At 67.5% G+C, this 23,761-nt stretch carries 21 protein-coding genes; 14 read left to right on the top strand and 7 right to left on the bottom strand.

Annotation, left to right across the window (positions count from 1 at the left end; genetic code table 11):
* Nucleotides 1-3: 3 nt before the first annotated feature.
* From P7F68_RS13815 to P7F68_RS13800, 4 genes are all read right to left on the bottom strand, one after another.
* Nucleotides 4-2,178: an EAL domain-containing response regulator gene (locus tag P7F68_RS13815; protein WP_277833967.1), complete on the bottom strand. Its 2,175-nt coding sequence runs from the start codon at nucleotides 2,176-2,178 to the stop codon at nucleotides 4-6.
* Nucleotides 2,179-2,230: 52 nt separating this feature from the next.
* Nucleotides 2,231-4,186, bottom strand: coding sequence for a sensor histidine kinase (locus tag P7F68_RS13810; protein ID WP_277833965.1), 1,956 nt, complete (start codon nucleotides 4,184-4,186; stop codon nucleotides 2,231-2,233).
* 101 nt (nucleotides 4,187-4,287) lie between these two features.
* Nucleotides 4,288-5,424: an EAL and HDOD domain-containing protein gene (locus P7F68_RS13805; RefSeq protein ID WP_002930339.1), complete on the bottom strand. Its 1,137-nt coding sequence runs from the start codon at nucleotides 5,422-5,424 to the stop codon at nucleotides 4,288-4,290.
* A 22-nt stretch (nucleotides 5,425-5,446) separates the two neighbouring features.
* On the bottom strand, nucleotides 5,447-6,469 hold the full coding sequence (locus tag P7F68_RS13800) for a CDP-6-deoxy-delta-3,4-glucoseen reductase (protein WP_277833963.1): 1,023 nt from the start codon (nucleotides 6,467-6,469) through the stop codon (nucleotides 5,447-5,449).
* Nucleotides 6,470-6,490: 21 nt separating this feature from the next.
* On the opposite strand from P7F68_RS13800, the gene P7F68_RS13795 reads away from it, so the two are divergent.
* The 5 genes from P7F68_RS13795 (at nucleotide 6,491) to mobB (ending at nucleotide 11,918) form a co-directional block, all read left to right on the top strand.
* Nucleotides 6,491-7,378, top strand: coding sequence for an NAD-dependent epimerase/dehydratase family protein (locus P7F68_RS13795; protein WP_277833961.1), 888 nt, complete (start codon nucleotides 6,491-6,493; stop codon nucleotides 7,376-7,378).
* A gap of 59 nt (nucleotides 7,379-7,437) precedes the next feature.
* Nucleotides 7,438-7,848 (top strand): CopD family protein, encoded by a 411-nt coding sequence (locus P7F68_RS13790; RefSeq protein WP_277833959.1) that lies wholly within the window; start codon nucleotides 7,438-7,440, stop codon nucleotides 7,846-7,848.
* Between the two features lie 40 nt (nucleotides 7,849-7,888).
* Nucleotides 7,889-9,310, top strand: a complete 1,422-nt coding sequence (locus tag P7F68_RS13785; RefSeq protein WP_277833957.1) for a sigma-54-dependent transcriptional regulator — start codon at nucleotides 7,889-7,891, stop codon at nucleotides 9,308-9,310.
* A 103-nt stretch (nucleotides 9,311-9,413) separates the two neighbouring features.
* A complete protein-coding gene (locus P7F68_RS13780; RefSeq protein WP_277834060.1) occupies nucleotides 9,414-11,405 on the top strand; it encodes a sensor histidine kinase in 1,992 nt (663 codons plus the stop codon).
* 21 nt (nucleotides 11,406-11,426) lie between these two features.
* The gene (gene mobB / locus P7F68_RS13775; RefSeq protein WP_277833955.1) at nucleotides 11,427-11,918 is read left to right on the top strand and encodes a molybdopterin-guanine dinucleotide biosynthesis protein B; all 492 of its coding nucleotides are present in this window, start codon (nucleotides 11,427-11,429) and stop codon (nucleotides 11,916-11,918) included.
* A 30-nt stretch (nucleotides 11,919-11,948) separates the two neighbouring features.
* Here mobB and P7F68_RS13770 read toward each other — a convergent pair whose 3' ends face one another.
* From P7F68_RS13770 to P7F68_RS13760, 3 genes are read right to left on the bottom strand one after another with little or no spacing between them, the layout of a single operon-like run.
* A complete protein-coding gene (locus P7F68_RS13770; RefSeq protein ID WP_277833953.1) occupies nucleotides 11,949-12,899 on the bottom strand; it encodes a helix-turn-helix transcriptional regulator in 951 nt (316 codons plus the stop codon).
* A complete protein-coding gene (mobA, locus tag P7F68_RS13765; protein ID WP_277833951.1) occupies nucleotides 12,892-13,539 on the bottom strand; it encodes a molybdenum cofactor guanylyltransferase MobA in 648 nt (215 codons plus the stop codon). The genes P7F68_RS13770 and mobA overlap by 8 nt, the downstream gene beginning before the upstream one ends.
* A 45-nt stretch (nucleotides 13,540-13,584) precedes the next feature.
* Nucleotides 13,585-14,418: a formate dehydrogenase accessory sulfurtransferase FdhD gene (locus P7F68_RS13760; RefSeq protein ID WP_002930359.1), complete on the bottom strand. Its 834-nt coding sequence runs from the start codon at nucleotides 14,416-14,418 to the stop codon at nucleotides 13,585-13,587.
* Between the two features lie 178 nt (nucleotides 14,419-14,596).
* On the opposite strand from P7F68_RS13760, the gene P7F68_RS13755 reads away from it, so the two are divergent.
* The 9 genes from P7F68_RS13755 to P7F68_RS13715 all read left to right on the top strand — a co-directional run bounded on the left by P7F68_RS13755 (nucleotide 14,597) and on the right by P7F68_RS13715 (nucleotide 23,637).
* Nucleotides 14,597-15,064, top strand: coding sequence for a DUF3305 domain-containing protein (locus tag P7F68_RS13755; protein ID WP_002930360.1), 468 nt, complete (start codon nucleotides 14,597-14,599; stop codon nucleotides 15,062-15,064).
* Complete coding sequence (locus P7F68_RS13750; protein ID WP_277833946.1) at nucleotides 15,061-15,669, top strand: DUF3306 domain-containing protein; 609 nt, start codon at nucleotides 15,061-15,063, stop codon at nucleotides 15,667-15,669. Before P7F68_RS13755 ends, P7F68_RS13750 begins: the two co-directional genes overlap by 4 nt.
* 159 nt (nucleotides 15,670-15,828) lie before the next feature.
* Nucleotides 15,829-17,937, top strand: coding sequence for a 4Fe-4S binding protein (locus P7F68_RS13745; RefSeq protein ID WP_277833944.1), 2,109 nt, complete (start codon nucleotides 15,829-15,831; stop codon nucleotides 17,935-17,937).
* On the top strand, nucleotides 17,934-18,566 hold the full coding sequence (locus tag P7F68_RS13740; RefSeq protein WP_277833942.1) for a TorD/DmsD family molecular chaperone: 633 nt from the start codon (nucleotides 17,934-17,936) through the stop codon (nucleotides 18,564-18,566). The genes P7F68_RS13745 and P7F68_RS13740 overlap by 4 nt, the downstream gene beginning before the upstream one ends.
* Before the next feature lie 39 nt (nucleotides 18,567-18,605).
* Nucleotides 18,606-18,812: a hypothetical protein gene (locus P7F68_RS13735; RefSeq protein ID WP_157354550.1), complete on the top strand. Its 207-nt coding sequence runs from the start codon at nucleotides 18,606-18,608 to the stop codon at nucleotides 18,810-18,812.
* A 13-nt stretch (nucleotides 18,813-18,825) separates the two neighbouring features.
* Complete coding sequence (locus P7F68_RS13730; RefSeq protein ID WP_002940017.1) at nucleotides 18,826-21,729, top strand: formate dehydrogenase subunit alpha; 2,904 nt, start codon at nucleotides 18,826-18,828, stop codon at nucleotides 21,727-21,729.
* 18 nt (nucleotides 21,730-21,747) lie between these two features.
* Complete coding sequence (fdh3B, locus tag P7F68_RS13725) at nucleotides 21,748-22,374, top strand: formate dehydrogenase FDH3 subunit beta (protein WP_002930368.1); 627 nt, start codon at nucleotides 21,748-21,750, stop codon at nucleotides 22,372-22,374.
* Complete coding sequence (locus tag P7F68_RS13720; RefSeq protein ID WP_002930370.1) at nucleotides 22,371-22,607, top strand: hypothetical protein; 237 nt, start codon at nucleotides 22,371-22,373, stop codon at nucleotides 22,605-22,607. The genes fdh3B and P7F68_RS13720 overlap by 4 nt, the downstream gene beginning before the upstream one ends.
* A gap of 10 nt (nucleotides 22,608-22,617) precedes the next feature.
* A complete protein-coding gene (locus P7F68_RS13715) occupies nucleotides 22,618-23,637 on the top strand; it encodes a formate dehydrogenase subunit gamma (protein ID WP_277833934.1) in 1,020 nt (339 codons plus the stop codon).
* Nucleotides 23,638-23,761 lie beyond the last annotated feature (124 nt).

Below are 23,761 nucleotides of genomic sequence, written 5' to 3'. Positions count from 1 at the left end.
TTTTCAATGGGGTTGGGCGAACAGCAACTCGGGGCTGCGCAGCCAGGCTTCGGCCGCGGCAGCGGGTGCCGGGCGCGCGAACAGGTAGCCCTGCATGACATCGCAGCCCAGCGTGCGCAGTGCGTCTGCCTGCTCGATGTTCTCCACGCCTTCGGCCACCAGGTCGAGTTCGAAGCCGCGCGCAATGCCGGTGATCGCCGAGATGATCGGGTTGGTCATCGGCCCTTCCAGGTCGCGCACGAAGCTGCGGTCGATCTTCAGTGTGCTGACCGGGAACTTCTGCAGGTAGGCAAGCGCAGAGTAGCCGGTGCCGAAATCGTCGATGGCCACGCTCAGGCCCGCGGAGCGCAGGCCGCGCACCTTGCTGGCGACACCGGCCGTGTCGTTCATCATGATGCTTTCGGTGATCTCGATCTCGAGCGCCGCTGGCGCGACCTCGTGGCGGTCGAGGCAGGCGGTGATGGCGTCGACGATGTCGGTGCGCAGGAAGTCGTGCGCCGACAGGTTGATCGACATGCGCGGGGGTTCGACGCCGTTGCGCTGCCATTCGGAAATCTGGTTGCAGGCGCGCTCGAGCACCCAGGCGCTGATCTCGCCGATCAGCCCCACCTCCTCTGCGACCTGAACGAAGGTGCCTGGGGGCACGGCGCCGAGCGAGGGGTGGTTCCAGCGCAACAGGGCTTCCAGGCCGACGATGCTGCGCTTGCTGAAGCTGACCTGGGGCTGGTAATGCAGCTCGAGCTCATTGCGGGCGATCGCGCTGCGCAAGTCGTTCTCGAGTGCGATGCGGTCGCGGTGGCGGCTGTTGAGCTCCGGGTCGAAAAAGCGGAAGGCGTTCTTGCCCGAGCGCTTGACCTGATACATCGCGACGTCGGCGTTGCGCGTCAGCTCTTCGGCCGTGCTGCCGTCGCGCGGGAAGAGTGCGATGCCCACGCTCACCGTGGCGCGGAAGTCGCCCTGGCTCAGCTTGATGGGCGGCGTCAGCGTGTCGAGGATCTTGCGTGCGATGACCTTCGCGTCCTCGGGCTGGTTGATGTCGGGCAGCAGCACGGTGAACTCGTCGCCGCCGAGGCGGGCCAGGGTGTCGCCGCGGCGCAGCGTTGCCGACAGGCGGCTGGCGATCGAGCGCAGCAGGTTGTCGCCCTCGGCATGGCCGAAGGTGTCGTTGACGAGCTTGAAGCGGTCCACATCGATGAACATCACCGCCAGCGCGCCGGTACGGCGCTGGGCCTGGGCGATGGCCAGTTCCAGGCGGTCCTTGAACAGCACGCGGTTGGGCAGGTGCGTGAGCTGGTCGTGGTAGGCCTGGAAGGAGATGATCTCCTCGGCGCGCTTGCGTTCGGAAATGTCGCGCGCCACGCCATACAGGCCGACCACCCGGCGGTCGTTCTCGTGGGTGAGCATCGGAATGCCGGTGAGCGATACGGTGACGCTGTCGCCATCGCCGTCGGGGTGGTGGCGACGCAGGCGCAGTTCGACGTTGAAGCTCTCCCCCGGCAGGCTGCTCGGCTGGCTGAGCAGGCCGAAGATGCGGTCGAGGTCCTCGGGCATCACCAGCGTGGTGAAGGGGCGCCGCATGAGTGCGCTGCGTTCGTAGCCGAGCAGGGCCTTGACGCGTGGGTTCAGGTAGCTGAAGCGGCCCTCGCTGTCGAGGGTGAAGATGAGGTCGGGCGAACTCTCGACCAGGTAGCGGTGCAGCCGCTCCGAGGCCTTGAGGCGCTGGCTCATCAGGCGGTTGGTCTTTTCGAGCGCGCCCTTGTGCAGTGCGCCGTCAACCGCCCGCTGCAGCTGGGCGACGTGGTAGGGCTTGCGCACGTAGTCGTCGGCGCCCTTGCGCAAGGCGCCGATCGCCGCGTCGATCGTGTCTTCGCCGCTGATGATGACCACGGCCTCGTCACGCTGGTTGTCGCCCAGCCAGTCGAGCAGCGCGAGGCCATTTGCGTCTGGCAGACGGTAATCGAGCAGGATGAGGTCGTAGTGACGCTGCAGCAGGCGGTCTATGGCCTCGCCGATGCTGCCGCACTCGTCGAATAGCCGCCCCGGGCGCGCGAGCACGTGGGGAAAGGTCCGGCGCAAGGCCGGATCATCATCGACGACGAGGATGCGGAAGGTGGCGGTGTCAGTGTCCGCAGCGCCTTCGACCTGAGGCCGGAACGGTTGCTCAGCCGGAGTGACCATGGCTCTCAGGGCAGTGTAAGCAGATGTGTTGTCCGCTCTCATGATGCAACACTCAGGCCGTTTGTTCCAGCGGAACGAAGATCTGGAAGCTCGTCCCGGTGCCCGCCTGGCTCCGGCACAGCAGCGTGGCGCTCCACTGGGCGAGGATGTCCCGCACCACGGCAAGCCCGACACCCTGGTGGTTGCCGCCCTTGGCGCTGGGGCGCGCGCTGAGGAGGTCGTCGAGGCGGTCCGTCGGCAGGCCCGGGCCGTTATCGACGAAGCGGATCTCGAGGCAGTTGCGGCCGTCTACATTGACCTGCGGAAATACCGAGATGACCAGGCGCTGACCAGGCTGCAGCGCCTCCGATGCATTGCGCAGCAGGTTCAGCAGGACTTGCTTGAGTGCCGACGCGGGTATTGCGGCAGTCGGTACGTCGCGTGCGGCGCGCAATTCGAGCTGAAGATCGCGGCTGCCGAACAGCGGCTCGCCGTACAGCGTACGCATGTCGAGGAGCAGTTCGGGAACCCGGCAGTAGCGCGGCTCGGCTGTGTCGGTGGGGAGCTCGGCGGCGCTGCGCAGCAGGTTGTCGATGCGGTCGAGCTCGGCATTGAGCAGGCTCATTTCGTCCTGCAGCGGAGCGTCCTCCGGGCGTTGCTGGACGAGCATGCCGAGCCGGCTCTTGAGGACGGTCAGCGGGTTGGCGGCCTCGTGGGCAATCTTGCGCACATGCTCGCGGAAGCGTTGCTGCAGCATCGCCTCGCGCGCGGCGATCTCGTTGCGCTGGCGGGCAACGTTGCGCAGTGCACGGGCGGCGGCACCCAGCAGTGCGGCGTAACGCCAGCGCAGCTCGCTGTCGAGCGCGTTCTCCGAAGGCGCCGGGATGAGTGCCACTGCGGCATCGTGGCCGCTGGACAGCGGCAGGCAGTGGAAACCATGCTGGCCCAGCCAGCGTGCGATCTGCCAGTCGGCCACGCTGCGCCCCGGTGCGCCGCCGGCGGGAATGAAGGAGGTGGGCAGTTCGCTGCGCGTGCTGAGTGCGATGCAGCTGGCCTCGTCTTCGAGGCGCAGGCTCAGTTCGGCAATCAGGGCCTCGGTGCTGCCGCAATCGGCCTCCAGCAGCGGGCGCAGCAGTCCGTCGCCGTCGACACCGAGCAGGACCGGGGGCGTATGCAGGCCGAACAGCGGGCAGGCCAGCTGCAGGCGTGCCTTGATGGTGGCCGTGTCGAGGTCTACGAATGCCGCGGTGAGCAAGCCCAGCATGCCTGCGCTGCGATAAGGGTCGTCGGACAGCCGCGCAGGCGGGTGGGGCGTGGTTTGCAGGGGTGATCCTGCGGGCGGATAGACGGCATGCCCCGACACGATGTAGCCGACATCCGTGCGCAGGCTGAGCACCGCTTCCGCTGGCAGGCCGGCGAGTCCGGAGACGCGTGCGATGTGCGCTTCCCAGTCGTCGGCGGTGAGCAGGTCGGCGGCGGTGAGGAGCGCGAGCAGGGGGTGAGCACCGGTTGCGCGTTCATCGGCCAGGCCAGCGAGTTCGAGGCCGTCTGCGAGGCTGGCGGGCAGGCCGCAGTCACGCATCAGGCCGTGGTACGGGGGACGGCGGCCGTCGCGGCATGAGCCGGGGCGGGACAGCCCGCGCCACAGGCCACCCAGATAGGCCTCGTCCGGGCGCGGGTAGCCGGACTCGATCGCCAGGTGCATGGCGCACTCTGCGCGCAGCAAGGCCTTCGTGCCGGCTTCGGCATTGCCGTTGCCGAGGTGGCCGAGACCCAGTAGCCAGGCGCGCAGCAGGTCGGTGCCGATATCCTCCAGCCTGCGCCGCAGGGCGCTGTTGATCCCGCCGTCGAGCTCTCCGGCGGCAAGCGGGCGCGCGATCAGCAGCGCCAGGCTGAGTGCCGGGTCGCGTGCAGCGACCAGGGCCACCTCGGGCCAGTTCGGCGCCGCTGCGGCGAGCAGGCGCAGGATGGTGGATGCGCCATCCGGAACGGGCTGCAGCTCGAAAGCACTGAAGGTGGCAGGGAGCATTCGGTGGCGAGGCGGTTGGAGGGCGCAGGAGCCACGATTCTAGCCCGAGCCATGTGCAGCGGGCGTGATCCATGCCGCGGCCGCGTGTGTGCGGGCTCGGCTCAGGCCTGCATGCTGTCGGCGAAGTTCAGCCCCAGCAGCTGGGCCCGGTTGATGCGCTCGAAGGGGATGTGCAGGTCGGCCGCGACCTTGGCGAGGGTGCTGGCGTCGAAGCTTTCGCAGGCTTGTGCAAGCTTGAGGAAGGGGCCGAACTCGCCCTGGCCGTAGAGCAGTGCTTCGCTGACGTTGGCGGGCAGGTTCATCTGCTCGAGCACTTCCTGCATGGAGGTGCCGAGCAGCAGGTGCAGCAGCGAGAAGGCGCCGGTGATGAACAGGTTGTCGCGCTCGGATGCGTCGAAGTACGCCGAGCCCACCTCCTCCATGAAGCGGCCACGCGCGATCGCCGTCTGCATCATCGCCGGCGCGCTGGGATCGCGGCTGGCCGTGACCAGCAGCAGCGACAGCCACTTGTTCAGGGCGTCGTAGCCGAGGATGCTCACTGCGTGGCGGAAGGACTGGATCTCGCACATCAGGCCGAAACCGGCCGAGTTGATGTAGCGCAGCAGCTTGTAGGACAGCGCCACATCCTGCTTGAGCACCGCCTCGATGTCGCGCACCTCGCTGTTGTTGCGGACCAGGTTGAGCAGCCGCACGATCTGTGCGTGCCCGGGATTCAAGGCCTTGGCGGGCGGGTTGCCGTGCAGGAAGAACCATCCCGAGGCGCCGTCGAAGCCCGCACCGACGGCTTGGCGGAAGGCGCCGATATCGGCCAGGCCCCAGGCCATGGTCAGGCCGGGTGAGCCGGCAGGGGCGGTGTTGCGACGCCCGTCCATGAGCACGAAACGCCAATCCACGCCGGCTGGCAGGGCGGTGCCGGGCGAGAACCAGGTCAGGCACATGCCCGTGCCGGCTTCCTGCAGCCGAGCCATGAGCGCCTGTGTCTGCGGGTGTGCCAGGGTTTGCGCCGGGATCTCGATGGTGGCGTTCTCGGGCAGCGCCCACTCGAGCAGCTCCGGGGTCGGCACCAGGCGGCCGAGACTGACGAACACCGGGTGATGACTGGGCCAGACTTCGGTCTGGGTCGCGAGCGCCTCGACCACCGACGCCACGTTGGGGCCATGGGCGATGATGCGGTTGGCCGTGATGGCGCGGTTCTTGTTGACGACCGGCTCGCGGGTCAGCAGGGTGGTCTGGCTCATCGAGCGCTCCAGGTGGGGCGGTTCAGTTCGTCGGCTGGGCGAAGGTGAAGGCGTCGGCGAAGAACGCGTCCTCGGGCAGGCTGCGGCTGGCGACGAAGCTCGAGCGCGCGGCGTCGATCATCGCCGGAGCGCCACAGGCGTAGATCTCGTGTGTCGAGAGGTCGGCAAAGTCGTCGAGCACGGCCTGGTGGACCAGGCCGCGCCGTCCTGTCCAGGCGTCGTCGGGCTTCTCATCGGACAGTACCGGGATGTAGCGGAAGCCGGGCAGGCGGCCTTCCCAGTCGCGCGTGAGCGCGTCGAGATAGAGTCCGGCGCGGTCGCGCGCGCCCCAGTAGAGCGTGATCGGGCGCTGCAGGCCGATGTGCAGTGCATGCTCGATGAGTCCCTTGATCGGTGCGAAGCCGGTGCCACCTGCCACCATCACGATCGGTCGGGCGGAGTCCTCGCGCAGCCAGAAGCTGCCGAGCGGACCTTCGAAGCGCAGGATCTCCTTCTCCTTCATGGCCTCGAAGACGTGGTGCGTGAAGCGGCCGCCATCGATACGGCGGACATGCAGCTCGAGGTGGCCGGCGTCATGCGGGGCGTTGGCGATCGAGAAGCTGCGCCGGGCGCCGTCGGCGAGCAGGATGTCGATGTACTGGCCGGCGCGGAACTTGAAGGCTTCGCTGGCCGGCAGCTTGAGGTCGATCAGCATCACGTCGTCGGCCAGGCGCTGCAGCCGCTGCACGCGACAGGGCAGCTTGCGCACCGGGATGTCGTCCGCACGGCTTACATTGCGTGCCTCGATGACGAGGTCCGAGACCGGCTGCGCGCAACAGAACAGCGCGTAGCCCTCGGCGCGCTCGGCCTCCGGGAGGGCGCCTTCGGAGTGCGGGCCGTGTACCACCTCGCCTTCGAGTACCTTGCCCTTGCAGGCGCCGCAGGCGCCATCGCGGCAGCTGTGCGGGAGCAGCAGTCCCGCGCCAAGCGCGGCCTCGAGCACGGTCTGTCCGGCTTCGGCGTCGAATTGGTGGTTGCCGGGCTGAAGTGAAATCCGGTGGTTCATGGTGCGTGAGATAATGCCCTGATGAAAAGAGTCCTGATCGTTGGCAGTGGCGACGTGGCCCGGCGCGCACTGCCCTGGCTGACGCGTCGTTTTCGCGTTTTTGCGCTCGTTCGCAATCGCGAGGCATGCGCTCAGCTGCGTGCCGCCGGTGCCATCCCGATCGTGGCCGATCTCGATGATGCGCGCAGTCTGGCCCGTCTGGGTGGCGTCGCCGACGCCATCCTGCACTTTGCACCGCCGCCCGGCGCCGGTGAGGGCGACCCGCGGACGAAGCGCCTGCTGGCTGCGCTCGGAGCGCGCCGAAGTCTACCACAGGCCCTCGTATACATAAGCACGACAGGGGTTTACGGCGATTGTGCAGGTGCGCGGGTGGACGAGCTGCGGCCCTGTCGGGCGCAGACGGCACGTGCGCGGCGCAGGGTCGATGCAGAGCAGCGTCTGCGCGCTTTTGGCGGACGCACAGGGGTGCGGGTATCGGTGCTGCGCGCGCCTGGCATCTATGCGGCCGATCGCCTGCCGCTCGACCGGCTGCGGCGCGGTGATCCGGTGCTGTGTGCCGAAGACGATGTCCATACCAACCACATCCATGCCGTGGATCTCGCCCGCCTGGCCTGTCTGGCGCTCTTTCGTGCGCTCCCCGGTCGTGTGTATAACGTCAGCGACGATTCGGACATGAAGATGGGCGACTACTTCGATGCGGTGGCCGATGCGTTCGCCTTCGCGCGGCCGCCTCGCCTCGATCGGCGACAGATCGTCGAGCGACTGTCGCCCGTCACGCTGTCCTTCATGAGCGAATCGCGCCGGATCGACAACCGTCGCATGAAGCGGGAACTGCGTGCGCAGCTTGCCTATCCGACCATCTCTGCTGGCCTGGCTGCAGCGCGTGAGTGCGTCGTTGCGCCCGGCTGAGGCGCTGCCTACGGCTGCGCCGTCTGGCGACACCCTTTTTTCTGGAGCACGTTCTGCACATGCTGACTCTCAAGGCCTTGCACATCATCTTCGTCGTGAGCTGGTTCGCCGGCCTGTTCTATCTGCCGCGTCTGTTCGTCAATCACGCGATGGTCGACGACATCGCGACACGCGAGCGCCTGGCGATGATGGAGCTGAAGCTCTATCGCTTCATGACTCCGCTCGGCATCCTCGCCGTCGGCCTGGGGCTCTGGCTGTGGTTCGGCTACGGATTTGCCGGTGGCTGGCTGCATGTGAAGACCTTGCTCGTGCTGGTGCTCGTCGGTTATCACCTGTACTGCGGCCGGCTGATGCGCGACTTCGCCGCAGGCCGCAACGCCCGCTCGCATGTCTGGTACCGCGTGTTCAACGAGGTTCCGGTGCTGATCCTGTTCGTCGTCGTCTTCCTCGTTGTGCTCAAGCCGTTCTGATGGTGGGTTCAGGCAAGACGAGGGATCAGGAGGAGACACGATGCTGCAAGAGACAGCAGGCATGACGGACAGGCCGGTCGACCTGGCCGAGTACAACTGGCAAGCCCATTCGGTCCTCGTCGTCGATGACGAGGAGGGCATGCGCAACTTTCTCGAGCGCACGCTCGCGCGCCGCTGCGGCATGGTGCAGAGCGCGGGCGATGCCGAGCATGCGGCCGCGCTCATGGCGCGCCTGCATTTCGATCTGCTGGTGCTGGACATCGCGCTGCCGGGCAAGTCGGGCATCGAGTGGCTTCATGAGCTGCGCGAGCACGGCTATACCGGCGATGTGATCCTGATGACCGCGTTCGCCGACATGGAGACTGCGATCGACGCGCTACGGGGTGGTGCCTCCGACTTCATCCTCAAGCCTTTCCGGGTCGATCAGATCCTGAACTCGATCAAGCGCTGCTTCGAGCGCGCTCGTCTTGCACGCGAGAACTTCGTGCTGCGCCGCGAGCTCGCCGGCCTGGCTGCCGATCCGATGGGGCTGGTGGGCCACTCGGCGGCGATCGAGCAGTTGCGCGGGCTGGTGCGGCGTGTCGGGCAGATGCCCAGCACTGTCCTGTTGCTCGGTGAGTCGGGCACGGGCAAGGAGGTCGTGGCGCGCGCATTGCACCAGACCAGTCCGCGTGCGCAACGGCCCTTCGTGCCGCTCAATTGCGCCGCGATCGCCTCCGAGCTGATCGAGAGCGAGCTGTTCGGTCATGTGAAGGGCGCGTTCACCGGGGCGGGCGAGAGCCGCAATGGCTTGTTCTACTACGCTCACGGCGGCACCTTGTTCCTGGACGAGATCAGCGAGCTGCCGCTGGCCATGCAGACCCGGCTGCTGCGCGTGATCGAGGAGCGCAAGCTGCGCCCGGTCGGTTCCGAGCGCGAGGTGCCGGTGGACGTGCGCATCATCGCCGCTTCCAATCGCGACCTCGCGGCCGAGGTCCAGGCCGGGCGCTTTCGCCAGGATCTCTACTATCGCCTTGCGGTGGTGGACATGCGCCTGCCGCCCTTGCGCGAGCGCGTCGAGGATATCCCCGATCTCATGCATCACTTCATGGGCCCGCTCGCGGTCCAGCTCGGCGTGGCGCAGCTGCCGCTGTCGCACGGCGTCGTCAGCCGCTTGCAGCGCTATGCGTGGCCGGGCAATGTGCGCGAACTGCGCAACTACGTCGAGCGTTCGATGATCCTCGGTTGCTTCGCCACCGATTGCTTTGCCGAGACAGACCACGACACCGCTCCGCCTGCGGACGAGCTCGAGCTCACCTTGTCCGCGGTCGAGCGCCGCCACATCGAGCGTGTTACCGAGGCCTGTGCGGGCAACAAGACCGAGGCCGCACGCCGCCTGGGGGTGTCGCGCAAGACCCTGGAGCGCAAGTTCGCCGAGTGGGCCGAGGAGGCACCTGCGCCTGATCTCGTGCGGCGTGCATGAGCCGGGCAGGCATCAACGGCGGGCGAGGCTGAGCGTGCCCGGGCTGGATTGGTTGCGCAGCTCGGTACGGGCCAAGCTGCTTTGCCTCGTGCTGGCGCCGCTGATGCTCGGTTTCCCCGTCATGATGGGGCTGGTGTGGTACTGGGGCGAGGCCTACTACCACCGTCTGATGGTGTCTCGTGTCGGCAGCGACCTGGTCACGGCCAACGCCTACTTCCAGCGCGTCATCGACGGTGTGGGCGGCGGCGTCGACGCGCTGGCGGCGTCACAGGCGCTGTCCGTCGCGCGCGAGGGCGACGCACTGCCGGCCTTGCTTGGGGCGCAGCAGACCCGGCTCGGACTCGACTTCCTCAACCTGCTGGACGCCGAAGGCCGCGTGCTGCACGCCGCGACCGGGACGGCGGCGGGCAGTGCGCGCAGCGCCTGGCCGATCGTCGCACGCGCGCTCGAGTCGGGCGGCGGCGCGGTGATCGAGCGCTTTGAGCCTGATGACCTGCTGGCGCTCGCGCCGGCGCTGCGCGAGCGCGCACGCCTGCCTTTGATCGCGACCGAGCGCGCGCAGCCCGACCTGCGCCAGGAAGAGTCGCGCGGTCTCGTCATCCACGCCGCGGCGCCGGTGCGCGATGCGCTTGGCAGGCAGGTCGGCGTGCTCGAGGGCGGCGTACTGCTCAATGGCAACCTCGGCTTCGTCGACACGATCAATGCCATCGTCTACCGCGAGGGGGCCCTGCCCGAGGGCAGCGAGGGTACGGCCACGCTCTTCGTCGATGACACGCGGATCGCCACCAATGTGCGTCTGTTCGCGGATGTGCGCGCGCTCGGCACGCGGGCGTCGGCAGAGGTGCGCGAGCACGTGCTCGGCCAGGGGCGGACCTGGCTGGAGACCGCCTTTGTCGTCAATGACTGGTACGTGTCGGGCTACGAGCCCGTACTCGACAGTCGCGGTGAGCGTGTGGGCATGCTCTATGTCGGGTTTCTGGAAGCCCCTTTCCGCGCGGCCAAGCGCATGTCCTTGCTCATCGTCGCGGTGGTGTCCTTGATGGTGAGCTTCATCGGTGCCCTGCTGACGCTGCACTGGGCGCGCAGCATCTTCCGCCCGATCGAGCGCATGCATGCCACCATCGAGTGCGTCGACGGCGGCAACGAGGCCGCGCGCGTCGGCAGCGTGGGCAGCCGCGACGAACTGGGCCGCCTGGCTGCTGCGCTGGATCACCTGCTCGACGGCCAGGCCGCGCAGCGCGGCGAGCTGCAGGCCCTCAATGCGTCGCTCGATCGCAAGGTGGCCGAGCGCACGGCCGATCTCGCTGCTGCCAATGAGGATCTGCGGGCCGCGCAGCACCGCCTCGTGATGAGCGAGAAGCTCGCGGCCATCGGTGAGCTCACTGCGGGGGTCGCGCACGAGATCAGCAACCCGACGGCGGTGATCCAGGGCAACCTCGACGTGTTGCGCGAGGAGCTGGGGCCGGCGGCCCGCCCGGTTGCCAACGAGATCCGCCTCATCCATGAGCAGGTGCACCGCATCCGCCTGATCGTGACCAAGCTGCTGCAGTTTGCCCGCCCCGGTGAGTTTGCCGGCTACGTCGAGGCGGTCGATGTCAATGCCGCGCTTGCCGACTGCCTGGTGCTTACCCGCCAGCACCTGGCGCGCAGCGAGGTGCAGCTGGTGCAGCGCCTCGAGGCGCGTTGTCCGGTATTGATCAACCTGCAGGAGTTGCAGCAAGTGTTGATCAACCTCATCGTCAACGCCGTGCAAGCGATGCCCGAGGGCGGTACGCTGACGCTGGAGACGGCGGATCGCGATCCCGCCACCGATGCAGCCGGTGTCGTCATCGTTGTCCGCGATACGGGCAGAGGCATCGCGCGGGAAGACATGGCGCGCATCTTCGACCCCTTCTTCACCACCAAGAAACGCCAGGGCACAGGGTTGGGGCTGTCGATCAGCCATACCCTGGTCGAGCGCTACGGCGGACGCATCGGCGTTGACAGCGAACCCGGCCAGGGCAGCGCCTTCATCGTCAGCCTGCTTGCCGAGCCGGTCTATCGCCGTGACGCTGCGCCGGACAATGCTGCCAGCGGTGCGCCCATCCACCCCTAACCCAATGGAACATGCAGCAAGATGAAACTGATCGGGTTCGCCGGCTGGTCCGGCAGCGGCAAGACCACGCTCGTCGAGCAGGTGGTCGGCGTGCTGAGCGCACGCGGTCTCGTCGTGTCGCTGGTCAAGCATGCGCACCATAGCTTCGATATCGACCATGCTGGCAAGGACTCCTGGCGTCATCGCCAGGCCGGCTGCCGTGAGGTGCTGGTGAGTTCGGCGCAGCGCTGGTCGCTCACCCGCGAGCTGCGCGGGCAGCCCGAGGCCACGCTCGATGAGTTGCTTGCCCATCTGGGGCCCTGCGATCTGGTGCTGGTCGAGGGTTTCAAGCGCGCGCAGATTCCCAAGATCGAGGTGCATCGGGCGGTCGTTTCCGAGCCATTGCTGCATCCGGATGACCCGAACATCATCGCTGTCGCCACCGATGTCGACCTGGTCACGCCCTTGCCGCGGCTGAACATCAACGACCCCGTGAAGGTGGCCGACTTCATCGTCGACTGGATGCAGGGCTGAGTCCGCTCGCCCTCGTGCAGGAGGCCTGCTTCAGTCCAGGGTGAGTACGCGACCGAGCGGCGATAGATCGTAGCCGCTCAGGCGCAGTGACAGGGACTGCGCGCGGGCGTTGCCGTAGGCGCTGAGCAGGTCCTGGAACAGGCGGCGGAACAGGATGTCGCGCGGCAGTGCGAGATCGAAGGCCTCCCAGCCCAGGGGCAGGAAGCCCAGTCCGAACTCCGCCGCCGCCGCGCGCGTGCCCGGTGCGCAGTCGGCGTCCTCGCGTGCGACCACCGCAGCGGCTTCGCGCTCGCTGCGTGCTTCTGCCACCACGCTGCAATCGGCGGCGGAAAACCCGCGGCTGGCGAGGGCCGACTCCAGGAAGTGGCGCGAGCCGGCGCCGGCCTGGCGCATCGCCCAGCGGTAGTCGAAAGCAACAAGCGTCTCGAGACCGTCGACCTCCAGCCCGCGGCGCAGGATCACGCCCTGCTCACGCAGGGCCAGGCGCACCAGGGTCCAGCCGCGACTGGCGCCGAAGCGGCGCAACAGGAGCGCATGCTGCTGCGCGCTGTGCTCGACCCCGCCCCAGTGCAGCGCACACACGTTGGCTCGGCGGCGTGCGAGCAGTTCCAGGCCGGTGAGCGTGCCGGTGGGGCTGTAGGCGACCAGGCCTTCGGCGCCGAGTTGGGCGGCCAGCGCCGCGGTGGTCGCGGCCAGCAGCGGGTCGTCACTGCCGGTGATCAGCAGGCGGTCGGTGAGTGCGCCACCATGGGCCTGCTCGAGCAGCCACTCCTCCAGCAAGGCGCGCGGGAACAGCCACTTGCCGCCGATGCGTGCGGCCGGAATCTCGCGGCTATTGGCGAGCTCGTAGAGCTTCTTCTCGTTGAGCTGCAGGAAGCTGGCCGCTTCGCGCGCGGTCAGGCAGGCTGCCGGGAGCGCCACATCCTGCGGTGCACGCTGCGTCAAGGCCGGGCCCGTCACCCGCTTGTCCCTGTCAGCCATGGCCTGCGGGCAGCTCCTGCCCTGCAGCGGCGAGCTCGTCGCGGGTGTTGATGTTGCGGAAGGCTGCCTCCTCGTCGTCGAAGCTCACCTCGACCACGTCGAGGCTGCCGTACCAGCGATCGATCCTGCGCCCGCCACTGGCGAGGAAAGTGCCGAGGTGCTCGGCGAGATCGCGCCGGCACAGGCAGAACACCGGGTGGGGTTGGTCGAAGGTCTTTGCCACGGCAAGCTGTGCCTTGGCTGCATGCAGTGCGCTGGCGAGACGCTCGACAAGGTCATGGGGCAGGAAGGGCGAGTCGCAGGGCGCGGTGACGACCAGGGGGTGCCGAGCGCGCGTGAGTGCTGCGTGCAGCCCGGCCAGCGGCCCCGCGAATCCGCCGATGTCGTCGCCGAATACCGGATAGCCGAATGCTTGCCAGGCTTCGAGGTTCTGGTTGGCGTTGATGATCAGCGCATCGACCTGGGGGGCGAGGCGCTCGAGCGCATGTGCGGCCATCGGCCGTCCGGCGAGCTCGACCAGACCCTTGTCGACGCCGCCCATCCGGCTGCCCTGGCCGCCCGCCAGTAGCACGCCGGTGATGCGCCGATCGGCGGGGCGGCCGGAGTCCGGGAGGCTGGCAGGCGTCGTTGTCGCGGTCATCGTCTGGGCTCCTTCGGTACGCGGTTGGCTTTGTTTGTGGTGGCTTCAGTCGCGCTCGAAGCGGTCGGCGCCGGTGAAGAGCAGGTAGTGCTTGCCCTGTGCCCGCCCGATCATGGTGAGGCCGATGCGCTGCGCGATCTGCCAGCCCATGTGGGTGAGGCCGGAGCGCGAGACAAGGAAGGGGATGCCCATCTGCGCCGTCTTGATCACCATCTCGGAGGTCAGCCGGCCGGTGGTGTAGAAGATCTTGTCTCCGCCATCCAGGCCGTCGAGCCACATCTGCCCGGCGATCGCGTCCACCGCGTTGTGGCGACCGACGTCCTCGAAGAACATCAGGATCTCGCACCCGCCCGGCGTGGCCTGGGCGAGGGCGCAGCCGTGCACGGCGCCAGCCTGCTTGTAGATGGACTCATGGTGACGTACCGCGTCCATCAGCGCATACAGGGTCGACTGTCTGAGCGTGCGCTCATGGGCCAGGCGGATCTGGTCGATTTCGTCCATCAGCCCGCCGAACACCGTACCCTGGCCGCAGCCGGTGGTGACGGTGCGGCTGCCGAGCTTGTCGTCGAGGTCGCGCAGCCCGGCGCGGGTGGTCACCGACACGGCGTCGACCTCCCAGTCGACCTGGACCGCGGCGATCTCGTCCAGCGCGCGCACCAGGCGCTGGTTGCGCAACCAGCCGATGGTGAGCGCCTCGGGCGCTGCGCCGAGGGTCATGAGGGTGACGATCTCGCGCTTGTCGACATACAGCGTGAGCGGGTGTTCGCCGGCAATCGAGGTCGGCACGACGTCGCCGTGTTCGTTGATCGCCGGGATGTCGACCGTGAGCGGGCGGCTGGCCTGGCTCAGCAGGGGAGGGTTCGGGGGAGGCGCATTCATGGGCGGATCGCTTGTTGCACGCGGGGCTGCAGGCCCTGGAGCAGCGGATTGTAGCGGCAAGCGGGGCGCTGCGTGGCGGTGCTGCGATCACCGGGCCGCAGTGCCCGATGGTCGCCGGCTCGAGGCTGCGGACGTATGCTGTAGACAGAGTTCGGTTCCACAAGTCAGGTGAAGAGTCATGAACGAGTTTCCGATCGCGGTGATCATGGAGTGTCGCCGCCTGAACAATCCCTGGGTGGATGAGGCCTGGGAGGCGGTCGGGGTGGTGCCTGCCTTCGCCGACCCCGGGCCGGGGGTCGCCGAGATCGTCTCCGAGCCGGAGCGGCGGCAGTGGCGGATTGGCGGTCACGCGCTGGCGCTCTTTCGTGACGAGGTGGACAACTATTTCCTCAACATGAGCTCGCCGATTCCCAAGGTGTTCGTGATGTGGCGCAAGGAAGGCGGCCAGGCGCTGCCTGCTGCCGTGTCAGTGAGCTATGGGGAGGCGGCGCGCTGGCTCGACTCGGGCGAGCAGGTCGATGGGGTGGCGATGTCGCGTGAGATCGCCGACTGGGTGGGCGATTTCGTCAATACCCATTACAAGCCAGCTCCGCGTCGCAAGGTGAGGCGCAACGATCCGCTTGCGCAGGACAGGAGGCCGCAGTGAGCGGTGGCTTCCTGTCGCGTTGGTCGAAGCGCAAGCTCGCAGCGGGGGGCGCGCCCGTGCGCCCTGTTGCCGAGCCGCCGGTTACGGTCGCGGATCGACCTGCCGATGGCGGGCTGGACGAACATGCGGATGCAGCCCTTGCCGTTCCGGCGCCCGCGGCGGTCGAACTGCCCCCGGTTGAAGCGCTGACGCTGGCGTCGGACTTCACCGCCTTCCTCAAGGAGGAGGTCAGCGAGGCCGTGCGCCGCCAGGCGCTCAAGAAGCTCTTTGCCGACCCGCATTTCAACCGCATGGACGGGCTGGACGTCTATATCGACGACTACAACATCGCCGACCCGATCCCGCCGCACTTGATGGAAAAGCTCAAGCATGCGCGCGAGTGGCTGGGGGATGCGCCGGCTGCAGAGCAGACGGAGGCGCCCGAAGAAACTCTGGCTACACCCGCCGCCGCGTCCGCAGCGGGCGTATCCGAGGTGCTCGTGCCCGAGGGCGCCTCGACGCCCCCGCCCGGCGAGCAGGCGTCGGCTGCAGGCCTTGCCGAGGCTGCGCCTGCAGCCGGGAGCGCGGCCAAGGTGCAGACCAACGGCGCTGCCGGGGAGGCGTAGCCGGCCCGGTGGGACAAAACGGGGCGTCCGGGACAATTTGTCTGTACTGAGACCAGTTGGCGCCCCAGTGTGGTCTTTTGCGGTTTGTTTTGTGGTCCAGGGTTCCGTTTTGGCTGGCCCGCCGAGTGCTTCGAATCGGTGGATTAAACGGACGAATCGATGCACGACAATCAAGAGCGGATCCGCCTCTGCGACTGTAATCGCAGTTTCTCGCTGGACGCCGGGCAGCTTGCTGCTGCCGGCGTCGTTGCGTCCTGTCACCACGCGCTGTGCGCCCAGGACTTGCCTGTGGTGGACGCAGACCTTGCCGCCGGGCGCACGGTCTTCGTGTCCTGTACGCAGGAAACCGCGCTGTTCGGCGAACTGGCCGACACGCACGAGGCCGGTCAGCGCATCCACTTCTTCAACCTGCGCGAGAACGCCGGCCGCTCGGCCGAGTCGGCGCAGGCGGCGCCCAAGCTGGCCGCGCTGATCGCGGCAGCGACCACCTTGCCTGCGCCCGAGCCCGTGCCTGCGGTGCAGATGCAGGCTGGGCGCAGCCTGTTGATCATCGGCGAAGCAGGCGCCGCGCTTGGCTGGGCAGAACGCCTGGCAGGCAGCTTCGATCCGGCGGTGCTCATTACCCAGCGTGCTGGCGAAGTCGAACTGCCCGCGGCCAATGAGTACCCGGTGTGGTCGGGCAAGGTGCTGAGCTTGTCCGGTCACCTCGGCGAATTCGAGCTGCAATGGCAGCAGCGCAATCCGATCGACCTCGAGCTTTGCGTGCGCTGCAACGCCTGTGTGAAGGCCTGTCCCGAGGGCGCGATCGGTTTCGACCTGCAGGTCGATGTCGACGCCTGTCGCGGCCACCGCGCCTGCGTCGCCGCCTGTGGCGAGATCGGCGCGATCGATTTCGCGCGCACCGATACGGCGCGCAGCGAGCGCTTCGACCTCGTGCTCGACCTGTCCGTCGAGCCTCTGCTCAAGCGCATCGAACTGCCCGACGGCTACGCGGCGCCGGGCCGCGATCCCTTCGAGCAGGCGCTGGCGGTGCAGTCGCTGGGCGAGTTCATCGGCGAGTTCGAGAAGCCGCGCTACGTTGCCTTCGATGCGGGCCTGTGCGCGCACAGCCGCGCCAGGAAGACGGGCTGTACCAACTGCATCGAGGTCTGCTCCACCGAGGCGATCCGTTCCAACGGCGACGTGATCGCCGTTGATCCCTGGTTGTGCAAGGGCTGTGGCACCTGCAGCACGGTGTGTCCGTCGGGGGCGCTGGGCTTCCAGTTTCCGCGCGTGCCCGATGTGGGCCTGCGTGTGAAGACCCTGCTTTCTGAGTACGCCCGCACGGGTGGCCGCGACGCCTGCATCGTGTTTCACGCTGCAGAGGACGGTGCCGCTGCCATTGCCCGTCTTGCGCGCCGTGGTCGCGGCCTGCCTGCGCGCGTGATCCCGGTCGAGGTGTGGAGCGCGGATGCGGTCGGGCTGGACCTGATGCTCGGTAGCCTGGCGCTGGGGGCCTGCCAGGTCGCCGTACTCGCTGCCGGCAGTCACGACGCCGCGCCACTCAAGGCCCAGGCCGGCTACGGCCAGACCATCCTGTCTGCACTCGGCTACGCGGGCGAGCATCTGCGCATCATCGAGGCCGATGCCGAGGAGTGGCAGGCACTGGAGCGCGCCCTGTGGTCGTGGGCGCCCGCAACCGGCATTGCCGTGCCGGCGCGTTTCCGCCTGCTGCCGAAGAAGCGCGAGACGCTGGACTTCGCGCTCCGCCACCTTGTCCAGCACGCTCCCGCGGCGCAGGCCGCGCCGGGCCTGCCCGCCGCGATCGCACTGAAGGCCGGCGCGCCCTTCGGTCAGGTCGTCGTGTCCGACGCATGCACGCTGTGCATGGCCTGTACCGGCGCCTGTCCGGCTGGCGCCCTGCGTGCTGCGACCGACAGCTACCGGCTCGACTTCATCGAGCGCAACTGCCTGCAGTGCGGCCTGTGCGTCGCCTCCTGTCCGGAGTCGGCGCTGGCGCTCGAACCCCGCCTGGCGCTGGGCGAGGAGGCGCGTCGGGCGCGTGCCCTGCGTGAGGCCGACATGTTCCACTGCACCGCCTGTGGCAAGGCGATGGGGGCCACGCCGCTGATCGAATCCATGATCGCCCGCCTGTCCGGGCATTCCATGTTCGCCACCGAGGCTGAGCGTGCCCGCCTGCGCATGTGTGCGGATTGCCGTGTCATCGACATGATGAAGTCCGAATCGACCTCAAGTTCGGCCGTGAAGGCCTGGGATCTGTCCGAATGAGCGCCGCTACCATCCCCGTCCATGCCCAACCCAGCTGGTCCGAGGAGGACCGTGCTCGCGCCGAGCACTACGCACTGCTTGCGCGCCTGCTCCATGGCGCGCCGGATGCGCCGCTGCTGGCTGCGCTTGCAGCGGCGGCGAGCGCCCTCGGCGGTACGGCCGGTGCCTTGCCGCAGGCCTGGGCCGCACTTGGCGCTGCGGCTGGTGCGCCCTTGCAGGGGGTATGCGACGAATTCAACGCCCTCTTCATCAGCGTTGGCAAGCCGGTGGTGATGGCCAATGGCTCGTGGTACCTGACCGGCTTCCTGCAAGAGGAGCCGCTAGCCGAACTGCGTGCCGACCTCGCCGAGCTCGGGCTGGGCCGTCGCGCCGGGGTGACGGAAACCGAGGACCACATCGCCGCGCTCGCCGAGGTCATGCGCCACCTGGTGCTGACCGGGCCTGACGAGGCGGGCCTGCAGCGCCAGCGCGCGTTCTTCGCGCGCCACATCGCGCCCTGGTATGCCGATTTTGCACATGCCCTGGCGCAGGCGCCCGGGGCGGACTTTTACGCGAAGGTGGGTGCCTTGCTGCTGGCCTTCATGGACATCGAGCGCGAGGCGTTCGACATGCTGGAGGTGTCCGCCTGACGGGCGGATGCCGATTCTTTGTTGGGGGGGAGATCGATGATGAAAGACGACACGACGAAATTGTCCCGGCGGAACTTCCTGATGGCCGTCGGTGCGGGCAGTGCCGCAAGCGCCGCCGCGGTGGCGACGGCAGCGACCCAGGCCGTACCGCAGGCGGCGGCCGTGGTCGAGGATGCACGCCGCGAGGCTGCAGAGCAGGGCACCAGCGCGCACATGCGCAATTACTACCGCACCGCGCGGATCTGAGGAGGACGCCACGATGCTGACCAAGAAATCCGCTGCGACTGCCGGCAGTGCGCGTCGCCTGCGCGGCGCGGCAGCGCGGCCGCTGGGCCAGACCATGGATCGGCGCGCCTTCCTGAAGCGCTCGGGCCTGGGCGTGGGCGCGGGGGCGATCGCCACCCAGCTGCCCTACAACCTCATCGGTGCGGCAGACGCTGCGGCCGCGGGCGTGTCACGCAGCGACGGCCCCGCCGAAGTGCGTCGTACCGTATGCACCCACTGCTCGGTCGGCTGTTCGACCGATGCCATCGTGCGCAATGGCGTGTGGGTGCATCAGGAGCCGGTGTTCGATTCGCCGATCAACCTCGGCGCGCACTGTGCCAAGGGTGCGGCGCTGCGCGAGCACGGCCACGGCGAGCACCGCCTGAAGTACCCGATGAAGCTGGTCGACGGCAAGTACCAGCGCATGTCCTGGGAGCAGGCGCTGAACGAGGTCGGCGACCGCCTGCTCAGGATCCGCGAGGAGTCCGGCCCGGACGCCGTGTATTGGATCGGTTCATCGAAGCACAACAACGAGCAGGCCTACCTGCTGCGTAAGTTCGTGTCCTTCTGGGGCACCAACAACTGCGACCACCAGGCGCGCATCTGCCACTCCACCACGGTGGCGGGCGTGGCGAACACCTGGGGTTACGGTGCGATGACGAACTCCTACAACGACATGCAGTTCTCCAAGGCGGCGCTTTATATCGGCTCGAATGCGGCCGAGGCCCACCCGGTGTCGATGCTGCACATGCTGCATGCCAAGGAAAACGGCTGCAAGATGGTCGTCGTGGACCCGCGCTTCACGCGCACGGCGGCGAAGGCGCACCAGTACGTGCGCATCCGCTCGGGCACCGACATCCCCTTCATCTGGGGCATGCTGTACCACATCTTCAAGAACGGCTGGGAAGACCAGAAGTACATCGACGACCGCGTCTTCGGCCTGGAGAAGGTCAAGGAAGAGATCATGACCTGGACGCCCGAGCGCGTGCAGGAAGTGACCGGTATTCCGGAAGACCAGGTGTTCAAGGTCGCCGAGACGCTGGCCATGAACCGGCCCTCGACCGTTGTGTGGTGCATGGGCCAGACCCAGCACACCGTCGGCAACGCCAACGTGCGCGCGATGTGCATCCTGCAGCTGGTGCTCGGCAACGTCGGCGTGTCGGGTGGCGGCACCAACATCTTCCGCGGCCACGACAACGTGCAGGGCGCGACCGACGTCGGCCCCAACCCGGATTCGCTGCCTGGCTACTACGGCCTGGCCGCCGGTTCGTGGAAGCACTGGTGCAAGGTGTGGGGCGTCGATTACGAGTGGGTCAAGGCCCGCTACGCCTCCGAGGAACTGATGACCAAGTCGGGCATCACCGTGTCGCGCTGGATCGACGGCGTGACCGAGAACAAGGAGCTGATCGACCAGCCCAGCAACCTGCGCGCAGTCGTGTATTGGGGCCATGCGCCCAATTCGCAGACGCGCGGCGCGGAGATGGTCGAGGCCATGAAGCAGCTCGACACCCTGGTGGTGATCGACCCCTATCCGTCGGCGACTGCGTCGATGGCGGCGATGGTGCGCAAGGATGGCGTGTACCTGCTGCCGGCCTGCACCCAGTTCGAGACCACTGGCTCGTGTACTGCGTCGAACCGGTCCATCCAGTGGCGCGAGAAGGTCATCGAGCCGCTGTTCGAGTCCAAGCCCGACCACACCATCATGTACGCCTTCGCGAAGAAGTTCGGCTGGGCGGACGAGCTGGTGAAGAACATCAAGGTCGACAAGGACGCCCAGGGCTGGGACGAGCCGAACATCGAGGACATCCTGCGCGAGATCAACCGCGGCACCTGGACCATCGGCTACAGCGGCCAGTCGCCCGAGCGCCTCAAGCTGCACATGAAGAACATGCACACCTTCGACGTCAGGACGCTGAAGGCGGCCGGCGGCCCTTGCGACGGCGAGTACTTCGGCCTGCCGTGGCCGTGCTACGGCAACCCGGAGATGAAGCACCCGGGCACGCCCAATCTTTATGACACCTCCAAGCACGTCATGGACGGCGGCGGAAATTTCCGCGCCAACTTCGGCGTGGAGAAGGACGGCGTATCGCTGCTGGCCGCCGAGGGCTCGGCTTCCAAGGGCGCCGACCTGCAGATGGGCTACCCCGAGTTCGATGACGTGCTGCTCAAGAAACTGGGCTGGTGGGACGAACTCACCGACGCCGAGAAGCAGGCGGCGGAAGGCAAGAACTGGAAGACCGACCTGTCGGGCGGGATCATCCGCGTGGCGATGAAGAACCATGGCTGCCACCCGTTTGGCAACGCCAGAGCGCGTGCGCTGGTGTGGAACTTCCCCGACCCGGTGCCGCTGCACCGCGAGCCGATCTACTCGCCGCGGCCCGACCTGGTCGAGAAGTACCCGACCCATGACGACAAGATGAAGTTCTGGCGCCTGCCGACGCTCTACAAGTCGATGCAGGACAAGGTCAAGAACATCTCCAGCGAATACCCGCTGATCATGACCTCCGGCCGTCTGGTGGAGTACGAGGGGGGCGGGGAGGAAACGCGCTCCAACCCCTGGCTGGCCGAACTGCAGCAGGAGATGTTCGCCGAGGTGAACCCCAAGGACGCCAACGATGCGGGCTTTCGCAACGGCGAGTACATCTGGGTCGAGTCGCCGACCAAGGCGCGCCTCAAGGTGCGTGCCCAGGTCACCCAGCGTGTTGCCCCGGGCACGGTGTTCCTGCCCTTCCATTTCTCCGGCTGGTGGCAGGGCCAGGACATGCTCAAGTACTACCCCGATGGCGCGGCACCGATCGTGCGTGGCGAGGCGGTCAACACCGCCACGACCTATGGCTACGACCCGGTGACGATGATGCAGGAAACCAAGACCACCCTGTGCCGCGTGAGCAAAGCGTAAGGGCGAGGAGAGAACACGATGGGACGCATGAAATTTCTCTGTGACGCCGAGCGCTGCATCGAATGCAACGGCTGTGTCACTGCGTGCAAGAACGAGCACGAGGTGCCTTGGGGCGTGAACCGCCGCCGGGTGGTGACGATGAACGACGGCGTGCCGGGCGAACGCTCGATCTCGGTCGCCTGCATGCACTGCTCGGATGCGCCGTGCATGGCAGTATGCCCGACCGACTGTTTCTACAAGACCGAAGATGGCGTGGTGCTGCACGACAAGGACAAGTGCATCGGCTGCGGCTACTGCTTCTTCGCCTGTCCGTTCGGGGCGCCGCAGTTCCCCAATGGCCAGGCGGCCTTTGGTGCGCGCGGCAAGATGGACAAATGCACCTTCTGTGCCGGCGGCCCCGAGGAAACCGGCTCGCAGGCGGAGTACGACAAGTACGGCTCAAACCGTCTGGCCCAGGGCAAGCTGCCCTTGTGCGCCGAGATGTGTTCGACCAAGGCCCTGCTGGCAGGTGACGCCAACGTGGTGGCCGACATCTTCCGCGAGCGCGTGCTGCGCCGCGGCACGGGCGCCGAGGTGTGGGGCTGGGATGCGGCCTACGGCGGTGGCGAGCAGAAGCGCGAGCGCAAGCGGGAGGGGCAATCATGAGCCGCCACCCTTTGAAGCGTCTGCCTGTGCTCGTGCTGGCGGGGGTGCTGTCTGCCGGCTTGTCGGCCTGTGGCGAGGTGCCGCAGGTCACCGTGTACGAGCAGGGGCAGTACCGCGGCAAGACCGACACCCGGCCCTGGGAAGACAGCGAGTTCAAGGGTGACCGCGCGGCCTGGGAGAAGGCGCTCAAGCAGCGTGCCCGCAACCAGTCCGAGTACAACCGCATCCAGTGAGGAGAGCACCATGACGATACGCATGATGCGGGCGCAGCGCGGTTGGTTCGCCGCACTGCTGCTCATGCTCCTGCTGTGGGGGCTCGCCCTGCCGCTGCATGCGGCCGAGCAGCCCGCCGGCAGCAGCGCGGCGGATCAGGCCGAGCGCCAGGTCGAGCGTCCGCTCAACAACGCACCGGTGTGGCGTGCAGTGCGCTCGGGCGAGGCGCACACTACCAATGTGCGAGGCCCCGAGGCTGGCGTGCTGATCCAGAGCGAGGGCAACACCTGGCGTCAGCTCAGGAACGGGCCGATCACGCAGTATGGTGGCTGGCTGTTGATCCTGGTGCCTTCGGCCATCGTGCTGTTCTGGCTGGTCAAGGGCACGATCAGGTTGCACCAGCCACGCACCGGGCGCCTCATGAAGCGCTTCTCCGCCTTCGAGCGTTTTATCCACTGGGGCACTGCGATCACCTTCCTGGTGCTGGCGGTGACCGGGTTGGCCATCCTGTTCGGCAAGCATGTGCTGCTGCCGATCTTCGGCCATGGTGTGCTCGCTGCGCTGCTCGACGTCGGCAAGACGGTGCACAACTACGTCGGCCCGGCCTTCGGGGTGTTCGTCGTGCTGATGATCCTGACCTTCCTGCGTGATAACGTCTGGCAGGCGATCGACGCAGTGTGGATCCGTCGTGCAGGCGGTGTGCTCGACGGCAGCCATGTCCCATCGGGACGCTTCAACTTCGGCGAGAAGACATGGTTCTGGATCGGCGTCACCTTCCTCGGGCTGGCAGTGGTCATCTCGGGCCTGATCCTGGATTTCCCCAACATTGGCGAGTGGACGCGTTCCGACATGCAGACAGCCAACATCGTGCACGCGATCGGCGCCATCCTGCTGCTGGGGCTGTCATTCGGCCATATCTACATGGGTACGCTGGGCGTGGAAGGTGCCTACGAGTCGATGAAGACCGGCTACGTGGATGAGACCTGGGCGAAGGAGCACCACGAAATCTGGTATCAGGACATCAAGGCGGGCAAGTCAGGGCATCCCTGATCGCCTGCCAGGGGCGCACCGCTGGGCTGCGCCCCTGCCGATGGCTTTGATCCGGGCCTGCTCCTGACCTCCCTCTGGCCCGGATTATTTGGCCCCGGTGCGGATCGACCGCGCCGGGGCCTTG

Origin of the sequence: Thauera mechernichensis (assembly GCF_029588855.1) — a bacterium.
GTDB lineage: Bacteria > Pseudomonadota > Gammaproteobacteria > Burkholderiales > Rhodocyclaceae > Thauera > Thauera mechernichensis.
Note: the sequence above shows the minus strand (reverse complement) of the source record. Positions and strands in the feature narration are given on the sequence as shown.